Here is an 11,142-nt window from a genome sequence, read left to right as displayed (position 1 = left end):
GTCGGGGTGAGACAGGTTTCTTTCAACCTGACGGGTTTGCCAGCTTCGCTGGGCAAACAAAAAAAGCGAGTCGCCTGCTGCACAGACCACTCGCTCAAACCCCGCCTTGGGTATCTCAACAAACATTAGCCAACAAGATCTTTCGGTAACAAAGCCTTTGGAATGTTTTGATAACACACGGGACGCAAGAAACGACGTATCGACAAAGTGCCCACTGAGGTGGCACCGAAGTTTGTCGACGCTGGATATGGACCGCCATGCACCATGGTATCGTTTACTTCCACACCGGTTGGAAAACCATTCGCTAACAAACGCCCCGCTTTACGCTCCAGCACAGGCAAGAGTTTCTGACACGCTGCATGATCGCCTTCATCAAGATGGATAGTACAAGTCAGCTGCCCTTCCAAATGACGAGCTAACTCGACCATTTGCTCAACACTGTCCGCCAAGACAATCAATCCAAGTGGCCCAAAGACCTCTTGATGCAAGGTTGGGTTATCCAACCACGCTTGACCCGTTACCGTGAATAAGTTTGGTCGAGCCGTACGATCACCTGTATCCGCTGAACGCACCACCGCCTGAATGCCCGTTTTTTCCATCGCCGCCACACCGGAACGATAGGCATCAGCAATACCGTCGGTTAGCATGGTTTGCGCAGCGACTTCAGACAAGGCAGCACTCGCTGCGGCTATCATGGCTTTTGAATCAGCGTTATCTAACATCACCGCAATGCCTGGGTTGGTACAAAACTGCCCAGCACCCATGGTTAATGAGCCAGCCCAACCTTTACCCAATGCTTCCGCACGATTTTTAACGGCTTCTGGCATCACAAACATTGGGTTTACAGAACCCAATTCACCAAAAAACGGAATCGGCTCTGGACGTGCCGCACACAAATCAAACAAGGCACGGCCACCCGCCAAGCTGCCAGTAAAGCCAACCGCTTTAATGAGTGGATGCTGTACTAAGGCTTGCCCAACTTGACGATTACCACCTTGAATTAATGAGAAAACACCCGCTGGCATCTTGCAGCGTTGAATCGCTTTATCAATGGCTTGCGCCACTAATTCGCCCGTTCCCGGATGAGCAGAATGGCCTTTCACCACCACAGGGCAACCTGCCGCCAACGCGGCAGCGGTATCGCCACCCGCCGTTGAAAACGCCAATGGAAAGTTAGACGCACCAAATACGGCAACGGGGCCGATTGGACGCTGGATCATGTACATATCTGGACGCGGCAACGGTGCGCGATCTGGCAAGGCTTCATCATAACGACGATCTAAATATTCGCCCGATAAGATGCGCTCAGCAAACAAGCGTAACTGACCCGTAGTACGGCCACGTTCGCCCTGTAACCGTGCCGCTGGTAAGCCCGTTTCCTGCACGCCGATTTCAGTAATTTGATCGCCTAGCACATCGATTTCGTCAGCAATCGCATTCAGAAATGCGGCACGCTCTTCGCGAGAAGAATATCCAAACGTTTCAAAGGCCGCTTCTGCCGCTTCTACTGCCGCATTTACATCAGCAACACGCCCCACAGCAAACTCATGAGAAGACCCAGACGAAGGCTCGGAAGAAAATGTTGCGTCGCCCTTTACCCATTTACCGGCAATAAAATGCTGTCCCGTTAACATACTCACTCCTCTCTGCTTTTTAATTAATGACTGTCTTTTGGTACGGCGGCACCACGACAACCTTTTAGGAAGTCAAAATCAGCGCCCGTATCGGCACCTTGTACGTGATCATGGAATAATTTGATATAACCACTCTTTGGTGCTTCCAAATGGCTTTTCCAGTTTGCTAAACGTGTTGCCATTTCTTCATCGGAAATGTCCACATGAAGACGACGGTTTTCCACGTCTAATTCAATCATGTCGCCATTTTGAATGACGGCTAATGGGCCACCCGCTGCGGCTTCTGGTGTCGTATGTAGAACCACGGTGCCATAAGCTGTTCCCGACATACGTGCATCCGAAATGCGCACCATGTCTTTAATGCCTTTGCGCAACACTTTTGGCGGCAAGCCCATATTGCCCACTTCCGCCATGCCTGGATAACCTTTTGGACCACAGTTTTTCAGTACCATGACGCAGTGTTCATCGATATCCAACGCCTCATCATTGATCTTGGCTTTGTAATCATCGATGTCTTCAAACACCACGGCTCGGCCGCGATGCTGCAATAAATGCGCCGATGCCGCAGACGGTTTTAATACCGCACCTAATGGCGCAAGATTGCCTTTCAATACAACAATACCGCCTTTTTGTGTCAGCGCTTTTTCAACGGGAAGAATGACATCTGGGTTCCAGTTACGCACCTCTTTTACTTCGTCCCAAATGGATTCGCCAGACACGGTAATGGCATTTTTATGCAATTTGCCCGCTTCCGCTAAATGCTTGATCACCACAGGCAAACCACCCGCGTAGAAAAACTCTTCCATCAAATATTTGCCCGACGGCATGAGGTTCACAATGGTGGCAATGTTCTGTCCAAGCTTATCCCAATCATCTAGGTTAAGATCTACGCCTACTCGCCCTGCTATCGCTAACAGGTGAATCACCGCATTGGTTGAACCACCAATCGCACCGTTGACTCGAATCGCATTCTCAAACGCTTGGCGAGTCAAAATATCAGACGGTTTCAAATCGTCTTTCACCATGTCAACAATACGACGACCGGTAAGATGTGCCATGACGCGACGACGACTGTCTACCGCTGGAATCGCGGCGTTACCCGATAACGCCATACCCAAGGCTTCAGCCATCGAAGCCATCGTGCTCGCAGTGCCCATGGTGTTACAACCCCCTGCTGAGCGAGACATAGACTGCTCCGCTTCAAGGAAATCTTCTTGTGTCATCTTGCCCGCTTTAATGTCTTCCGACATTTGCCATAAGGCCGTGCCAGAACCCACCCGCTCGCCTCTGAAGTAGCCGTTTAACATCGGGCCACCAGACACCACAATCGCAGGAATATCAACACTGCATGCGCCCATAAGAAGCGCAGGTGTCGTCTTATCACAACCAGCTAACAAGACAACACCATCAAGCGGATTGGCTCGCAAAGCTTCTTCTACGTCCATCGCCGCCATGTTGCGATACATCATGGCCGTTGGACGCAGCGAACTTTCCCCAACCGAAAACACCGGAAACTCTAGTGGCAAACCACCCGCTTCATAAATACCGTGTTTAACACGATCCGCAAGCTCACGCAGATGAGCGTTACAAGGCGTCAACTGCGACCACGTATTACAAATGCCAATCACGGGACGACCATCAAACAAATCCGCCGGTAGGCCTTGGTTTTTCATCCAGCTGCGGTGATAAATATGATCACGTGAGGTACCGCCAAACCATTCGGTTGACCGTAATTTTCGGGGCCATGCTTTTGGTACGAACTTATTTTTCTCAGACTCACTCATACCCAACCTCCATCAACAATAAAGTTCTGCGCCGAGCACATGGCCGCCGCATCAGATCCTAAAAACAGTGCCATATTGGCGATGTGTTCAGGCAGCACCTTGCCTGTTAGGCATTGGCTCTGTTTAATTTTTTCTTCGGCTGCATCATCGACCCACATGCGCAGTTGTTTTTCTGTCATCACCCAGCCTGGTACCAAGGTATTCACCCGAATACCAGCGCCGCCTAAATCACGGGCCAGAGATCGAGTTAAACCATGGGTCGCCGCTTTGCTCGTGCCGTAAGTTGGATAACCGGCTGTCGCCATCATCCAGCCCACTGAGCCAAAATTGATGATCGAACCGCCACCGAGTTTGCGCATCATCGGCGCGACGGCTTGCGCGGCAAACATAGCGTGTTTGATGTTCACCCCAACCAGCTCATCAAAGCGCTCTTCCGTTAGGGATTCTAAAGAATGACGTACGTCGTTAGCGGCGTTGTTCAACAACACGGAAATAGGGCCAAAAGCGTCTGCTGCCGCACGAATTTTGCCCTGATAATCTTGGATGTTAGTAATGTCGCAGACCTCAAAGCGCACCTCGTGACCGTCTTTTTTCAGACGTTTGGCCAGCGCCGTACCGGCTTTTTCATCCAAGTCAACAAACGCTGTTTTCGCACCTTGCTTGGCATACGCCTCAACAATGGCGGCACCAATACCCGTTGCACCGCCAGAGATAAAGACTGAACGACCTTTTAAATCTGGGTAAATGGCGCTGTTGGTCTTATTCATAATGGCGTCACCTCAGTATCGAGGGCACGCACTTTCGCTAAAGTATTGCGCAATGGCAAACCGAAGGTAGGTGAGGAAATTTCAAAAACATCGCCTTCTTGGGCTTGAATGCCATCAGCGAAAGACAAGGTCGCGGTGCCAAACATATGCACATGCAAATCACCAGGCTGGCGGAAAATCGCATATTTGAAATGATGATGCTCTAAGTTTTTAAAGGTGTGCGACATATTGTCTTCACCGGATAAAAAGCCTTTCTCCCAGAGCGTTTTCTCACCACGTTCGATGCGTGAATGACCATCAATGTGCATGGGCAATTCGCCCACCAGCAATTCAGGACCAAACGCTGCCGGACGCAATTTTGAATGCGCAAGATACAAATAGTTTTGGCGCTCTGTTATATGATCGGAGAATTCATTCGCCAAGGTGTAACCAAGACGATGCACTTTGCCGTCTTCGCCCACCAAGTAAAAACCCGCGATTTCTGGCTCTTCACCACCATCCAAAGCAAAGGATGGTGAAGGCAAGGCATCGCCTGGTGCGATCACGCCTGCGCCATTGCCTTTGTAAAACCATTCAGGCTGAACGCCTTCTTGGCCGGTTTTTGGTTTGCCACCTTCCACGCCCATTTGGAAAATCTTCATGGAATCGGTCAGTTCTTCACTTTTCGCATGCATGGCATTACGTGTCGAGGCGGAGCCCAAATGCGTTAAACCCGTACCAGTCAGATACATGTGTGCTGGGTCAGGATGACGGACTGGGCAATCTAACTGATTATTTTTCGCCAGCTCTGCCAAGTTCACAGACTCGCCCAAGCCATGCTTTGCAATAACAGACTTCAGCGGCACGCCATTTTTAACGGCTTCTTGAGCCAGTTCGTAGACACTCAATGCCTGAAGAACAAGGTGTGCCTCATTGCCTTCACGGCACACCACACCACCTTGTTTAATTTGAGATAGAAACAACATAAATCACCCCTTAACGCGTTTTTGTTTTTAGCGCGCTTTTTGTTTGTTGTAGACGTCGAAGATAACCGCAGCGAGCAAGACCAAGCCCTTGATAACTTGCTGCCAATCAATCCCTATACCCAATATCGACATCCCGTTGTTCATGACACCCATGATGAAAGCACCAATCACCGCACCAATAACCTTACCAACGCCGCCTGTCATGGAAGCGCCACCGATAAAGACGGCCGCAATAACATCCAACTCAAAAGCAAAGCCGGCTTTTGGCGTGGCCGTGTTCAAGCGAGCTGCAAAAATAAGCCCCGCAAGCGCAGCCAACATCCCCATATTGGCAAACGTCAAAAAGGTCAAACGTTCGGTGTTAATGCCTGACAGTTTGGCGGCTTTTACGTTGCCACCTAGGGCATAAATACGACGACCAATCGTCGTGCTGTTTGTAATAAAGGTATAGATAGCGATCAGTACCGCCATGGTGATCAATACGTTTGGTAAACCACGATACGTACTCAACATGTAAGATAGGTAGATAATGGCAATGGCGATCAAAGCGTTCTTCACGATAAAGAAAGCAAAAGGCTCATCTTGAATGCCATACTTAAGAGCTCTGGCACGGCTACGGGCCGCTAAGAAAACGATGGCGCTGGCCGCTATAACGCCCAATACTAACGCCGTGATATTTGGCCGTCCTGACCCAAACACATCAGGAATAAAGCCGGTACTTAGAAGCTGAAAGCTTTCCGGAAACGGTCCGATGGATTGCCCTTCCAGCAAGGTCAACGTCAAGCCACGAAATACCAACATACCGGCCAAGGTGACGATAAAAGCCGGAATCTTCCAATAGGCAATCCAGTAGCCCTGCAAACCGCCAATAATTAAGCCCACCAACAGGCAAACAGGCACAACGACAATAGTAGGTAAGTTATAATTTACCGCCATCACTGCCGCCAATGCACCAATGAACCCCGCCACAGAGCCAACTGATAAATCAATATGCCCCGCGACGATCACCAGCAACATACCAATCGCCATGATAATGATGTAGCTGTTTTGTAAAAATAAATTGGTCAAGTTAACCGGACGCATCAATATGCCATCGGTCAAAAACTGAAACATCCCCATGATGACCACAAGCGCAATCAACATACCGTAATCACGTACGTGTGACTTTAAATAGTCAGTAACAGAAGGTGCCGATTGGACCGCTGTAGAGGTTTCTTTTGTTGTCATTATTATTGCTCCGCTATTATTCTTCTCGCCGTTATTATTGCTATCGCTAGGCTTTCACAATCATTGACATGATTTTCTCTTGGCTCGCATCAGCTTTATCTAACTCGCCAACCAAACGGCCTTCGTTCATCACATAAATACGATCACACATGCCAAGCAACTCTGGCATCTCTGAAGAAATCATCACCACGCCTTTACCGTCATCGGCAAGCTGATTGATGATGCTGTAAATTTCAAACTTGGCACCCACGTCGATACCACGAGTAGGCTCATCCAAAATCAACACATCTGGTTGTGAATACAGCCATTTGCTCAACACGACTTTCTGTTGGTTACCACCAGATAAGTTCATCACCTTTTGAAACACACTTGGGGTACGAATATTCAGTGCTTGTCGGTAATCTTCTGATACTTGACGCTCGATGTTTTCATCGATGACCCCAAAAGACGACACCCGAGGCAGGTTCGCTAACGTGGTATTGGTTTGAATGGTTTCTTCTAGGATCAAGCCCAGCTCTTTACGATCTTCCGTCACGTACGCCAAACCACTTTTGATGGCTTTTGGCACGGTTGATAGATCCACGATTTCACCACGCAAACGCACCTCACCTTGCACATTTTTGCCGTAGCTTTGACCAAACAGACTCATTGCCAATTCCGTTCGTCCAGACCCCATTAGCCCTGCGATCCCAACGACTTCACCGGCACGAACCGTAAATTCAATATCGTGCAGCATCTGGCGATCCAACGCATCGGCATGCCATACGTTCCAACCGCTGACTTCCATTAGTGTTTCGCCTAATTGGCTGTCTCTCGCTGGATAACGATGCGCCATATCACGCCCCACCATGTCACGAATAATGTCTTCTTCACTGATGTTTTGCGCATGGCAGTCCAACGTTGATACAGAGGCACCATCACGAATCACGGTAATGCTGTCTGCGACTCGGCTGATCTCATTCAATTTGTGGGTGATCAGGATAGAAGAGATGCCTTGTGCTTTTAACTCCAGTAGCAAATCAAGCAATTTGGCGCTGTCGTTCTCTTGCAAAGCCGCGGTCGGCTCATCCAAAATCAATAGCTTCACGTCTTTGGCAAGGGCTTTAGCAATCTCAACCAGTTGCTGTTTACCAACGCCCAGTTGACCCACTAAGGTCGATGGAGACTCTTTCAAACCTACTTTGGCTAACAAGTCTTGAGTACGCGAGAAGGTCTTCGGCCAATTAATGACGCCACCTTCCACATTCTCGTTGCCTAAAAATAAATTCTCAGCGATGGATAAAAGTGACACCAACGCTAACTCTTGGTGAATAATAATGATGCCTTTCGCTTCACTGTCCCTAATACCGGAAAAGGCAACGGTCTCGTTATTAAAAAGAATATCGCCATCGTAACTGCCGTGTGGATAAACCCCACTCAATACCTTCATGAGAGTGGATTTTCCCGCGCCGTTTTCCCCCACCAAAGCGTGGATCTCCCCAGAACGAACTTTAAGGTTCACTGAGTCGAGGGCTTTTACTCCAGGAAATGTCTTGGTAATGCTGCGCATTTCCAAAATGATATTTTCCATAAAACATCCCATTAGCAGACGCGCTATTCCTGCTTTAACTCGCAGTAAGTAACGCATACGCTGGTTTATTATTGTTAAAGTAGGATAAATAAAAGTCGTTTTACAATATCGTGAGCAAAGCCAATTTTGTGCTCACAAAAGCTTGGCTTTGCTCACTCATTAAAGGCTTATTCGACTTGAGATTTGGTGTAATAACCACTGCCCAATAGCACATCTTGCCAGTTGGATTTATCCACCGTGACCGGCTCAAGCAAATAACTTGGCACTACCTTGATACCATTGTTGTAGGTTTTGGTGTCATTGATTTGCGGTTTTGCATCATTCAATACAGCTTGCACCATGCCCACTGTCACATTGGCCAATTCACGGGTGTCCTTGAAAATAGTGGAATATTGTTCCCCAGCAATGATGGATTTGACGGATGGCACTTCCGCATCTTGTCCTGTCACAATCGGCATGGGCAAATTACCAGAACCATAGCCAACCCCTTTCAAAGAGGACAAAATGCCGATAGAAATACCGTCATAAGGAGACAAAATACCATCAACATGTTTTGTCGTATAATGCGCTGACAATAGGTTATCCATACGCGCTTGAGCGGTTGCACCGTCCCAACGTAAGGTACCAACCTTATCCATGCCCATTTGTCCCGAAACGACGTTCACCTTACCCGAATCAATCATAGGTTGAAGTACAGACATGGCGCCATCGTAGAAAAAGTACGCGTTGTTATCGTCAGGTGAGCCGCCAAACAATTCAACGTTGTAAGGGCCCGCTCCACGCTGCTCCATACCACTGACCAAAGACTTAGCTTGTAATACACCGACCTTAAAGTTATCGAAGGTGGCGTAGTAACTTACGTGAGGGCTATTTTTGATCAAACGGTCATAGGAAATCACTTTGATACCGGCGGCATCAGCGTTTTCCAGTGCATTTGAAAGAGTGGTACCGTCAATCGCGGCGATGACCAATACATCAACGCCTTTTACGATCATGTTCTCAATTTGAGAAAGCTGGTTTGGAATTTCGTCTTCGGCGTATTGCAGATCAACCTTGTAGCCTGCGTCTTGGAAGAGTTTAACCATGGAATCACCATCTGTGATCCAGCGGGCAGACGATTTAGTCGGCATGGCAATACCAACATAACCACTCGCCGCCAAGGCACTCGCGGAACTCAGCGCAGTGGCACCCAAAACTAAACCAGCAATGGCATTCTTTAGATAGTTCATTAGCGTCTCCTGTTACAGCCGAGTAAGCGCCATAAAGGGCAAACTGTGTCAGCCGTAGGGTTTGTTATCGTTATTTTTTAGAGCCAATCAGGTCTTAAAAAAACCTGTCACTCAGAGTAGGCAAAATGAACATACCAATCAAATAGAATAAATGTTGTTCTGCATATCTTTTTTGATATGTCATTGAGTGAAGCAATAAAAGGCAAATAAGCGTATTAGCTGCTGCAGGGCTCGCACAAATTTCGTATGATAATTTCACCCTTTACCTATCCCATTCATTCAGAAGGATTATATGGAATTTATTTGGATATTATTTGCCTTTGTCTGCGGACTGGCGGTCAAAATGATCAATTTACCGCCATTAATTGGTTTTTTATTAGCGGGTTTTTTGCTCAATTATATGGGCATGGAAGCAAGCAGCACATTAGACTCGCTTGCTAATATTGGCATTACGTTAATGCTGTTTAGTATTGGATTGAAGCTCCACGTTAAAGACCTTCTCAAGCCCGAAGTTTGGGTCAGCACTCTTAGTCATATGGGATTATGGAGTGTGGTTTTCGCTGCTATCGCATTGTTACTGGGGACATTAAGCCTGCCCTATTTTGGTGTCCTAGATTACAAAGTTGCCGCTTTACTCGGTTTTGCACTGAGCTTCTCTAGTACAGTGTGTGTGATGAAGCTACTGGAAGAAAATGGTGAATTGAAGACTCGTCATGGCCAACTTGCGTTAGGCATTCTGGTTATGCAGGACATCGTAGCCGTCATCTTTCTGGTCGCAGCCACGGGGAAAATCCCTTCCATTTGGGCATTGGGGTTATTTGGCTTACTGCTTATTCGACCATTCATCAACAAAATGGTCGACAAATCCGGACACGGTGAGATGCTACCGCTAACTGGGCTATTTCTTGCATTAGGCGGCTATGAACTCTTTTATCTTGTTGGTGTAAAAGGCGACCTAGGCGCGCTGATCATGGGTATTTTGTTAGCCTCTCATCCCAAAGCAACGGAAATGAATAAATCGTTAACAAACTTTAAAGATTTATTCCTCATCGGTTTCTTTTTATCGATTGGCTTTACGGCGTTACCAACCTTTAGCATGATTGGCATGAGCTTTATCATCACCTTAGTCCTTCTATTGAAATTTGCTCTCTTCTTTGCCCTGATGACAAAAATGAAATTGCGTGGCCGAACGTCTTTCTTGTCCTCTCTTATCCTTTCTAACTACAGCGAGTTTGGCCTAATTGTCGTTGCACTAAGCGTAGCGAATGGCTGGCTAGCAAAAGAATGGCTGGTCATTTTAGCACTTGCTGTGTCAATTTCGTTTGTCATTACTAGCATTATTTACCGACAATCCCACAGACTTTACCGCAAAAACAAAGAGACTATTCGTCAATTCGAAAGCAGCCAATGCTTGCCTGAAGACATCTTTACTCAACCCAAAGGCGCAGAAGTATTAATTGTGGGTCTTGGACGTGTAGGACGTGGTGCGTTTGAGTCGCTAAAAGGTTTAATCGGTCATAACGTCGCCGGTATGGACGCTGACCAAAATCGTATAAAAATGATGCAAGAAGCCAATGAAAATGTCTTCTATGGTGACGGCGAAGACGCTGACCTGTGGGAACGCCTAGACACCAAAGGCATTCGCCTTATTATGTTGGCCTTACCCATCGCAGAAGACAGCACCAACATCGCCATACAGCTGCGCAAAGCCAACTACCAAGGCCAAATCGCCGCCATTGCCCGCTACCAAGACGAACGAGAAATACTACTCGCCTCCGGTATAGACAACGTCTTCAACTTCTACACCGAAGCCGGTACTGGTTTTGCGGAAGAAAGCTTGGCATTGATTCGACCACAGGAAAACGCTGTAGCGGCTTAACGTTCAACAGTAGAACGCACCATATCGAGTAGGGTGAGGCGTTGCCGCCTCATCCCTCTCACAGAACCGTACGTACGGGCCTCGTAT

The 11,142-nt window shown here is 47.8% G+C and carries 8 protein-coding genes; 1 reads left to right on the top strand and 7 read right to left on the bottom strand.

The features are described from left to right. Positions 1-125: 125 nt before the first annotated feature. The 7 genes from DK187_RS20580 to chvE all read right to left on the bottom strand — a co-directional run bounded on the left by DK187_RS20580 (position 126) and on the right by chvE (position 9,176). Positions 126-1,634: an aldehyde dehydrogenase (NADP(+)) gene (locus DK187_RS20580; RefSeq protein ID WP_111609173.1), complete on the bottom strand. Its 1,509-nt coding sequence runs from the start codon at positions 1,632-1,634 to the stop codon at positions 126-128. Positions 1,635-1,657: 23 nt separating this feature from the next. Continuing rightward, positions 1,658-3,418 carry an L-arabinonate dehydratase gene (gene araD, locus DK187_RS20575; protein WP_111609172.1) on the bottom strand — a complete coding sequence of 587 codons (1,761 nt, stop codon included), beginning with the start codon at positions 3,416-3,418 and terminating at the stop codon, positions 1,658-1,660. Continuing rightward, positions 3,415-4,185, bottom strand: a complete 771-nt coding sequence (locus DK187_RS20570; RefSeq protein ID WP_111609171.1) for an SDR family NAD(P)-dependent oxidoreductase — start codon at positions 4,183-4,185, stop codon at positions 3,415-3,417. Before DK187_RS20570 ends, araD begins: the two co-directional genes overlap by 4 nt. Next, on the bottom strand, positions 4,182-5,150 hold the full coding sequence (gene araD1, locus DK187_RS20565) for an AraD1 family protein (protein ID WP_111609170.1): 969 nt from the start codon (positions 5,148-5,150) through the stop codon (positions 4,182-4,184). The genes DK187_RS20570 and araD1 overlap by 4 nt, the downstream gene beginning before the upstream one ends. A gap of 27 nt (positions 5,151-5,177) precedes the next feature. Next, positions 5,178-6,377: a multiple monosaccharide ABC transporter permease gene (mmsB, locus tag DK187_RS20560; protein ID WP_111609169.1), complete on the bottom strand. Its 1,200-nt coding sequence runs from the start codon at positions 6,375-6,377 to the stop codon at positions 5,178-5,180. 46 nt (positions 6,378-6,423) lie between these two features. Next, complete coding sequence (gene mmsA, locus DK187_RS20555) at positions 6,424-7,947, bottom strand: multiple monosaccharide ABC transporter ATP-binding protein (protein WP_111609168.1); 1,524 nt, start codon at positions 7,945-7,947, stop codon at positions 6,424-6,426. A 167-nt stretch (positions 7,948-8,114) separates the two neighbouring features. Continuing rightward, on the bottom strand, positions 8,115-9,176 hold the full coding sequence (gene chvE / locus DK187_RS20550) for a multiple monosaccharide ABC transporter substrate-binding protein (RefSeq protein ID WP_111609167.1): 1,062 nt from the start codon (positions 9,174-9,176) through the stop codon (positions 8,115-8,117). Positions 9,177-9,468: 292 nt separating this feature from the next. On the opposite strand from chvE, the gene DK187_RS20545 reads away from it, so the two are divergent. Next, on the top strand, positions 9,469-11,055 hold the full coding sequence (locus DK187_RS20545; protein WP_111609166.1) for a cation:proton antiporter family protein: 1,587 nt from the start codon (positions 9,469-9,471) through the stop codon (positions 11,053-11,055). Positions 11,056-11,142 lie beyond the last annotated feature (87 nt).

This window comes from Marinomonas arctica, from assembly GCF_003259225.1.
Taxonomy (GTDB): domain Bacteria; phylum Pseudomonadota; class Gammaproteobacteria; order Pseudomonadales; family Marinomonadaceae; genus Marinomonas; species Marinomonas arctica.
Note: the sequence above shows the minus strand (reverse complement) of the source record. Positions and strands in the feature narration are given on the sequence as shown.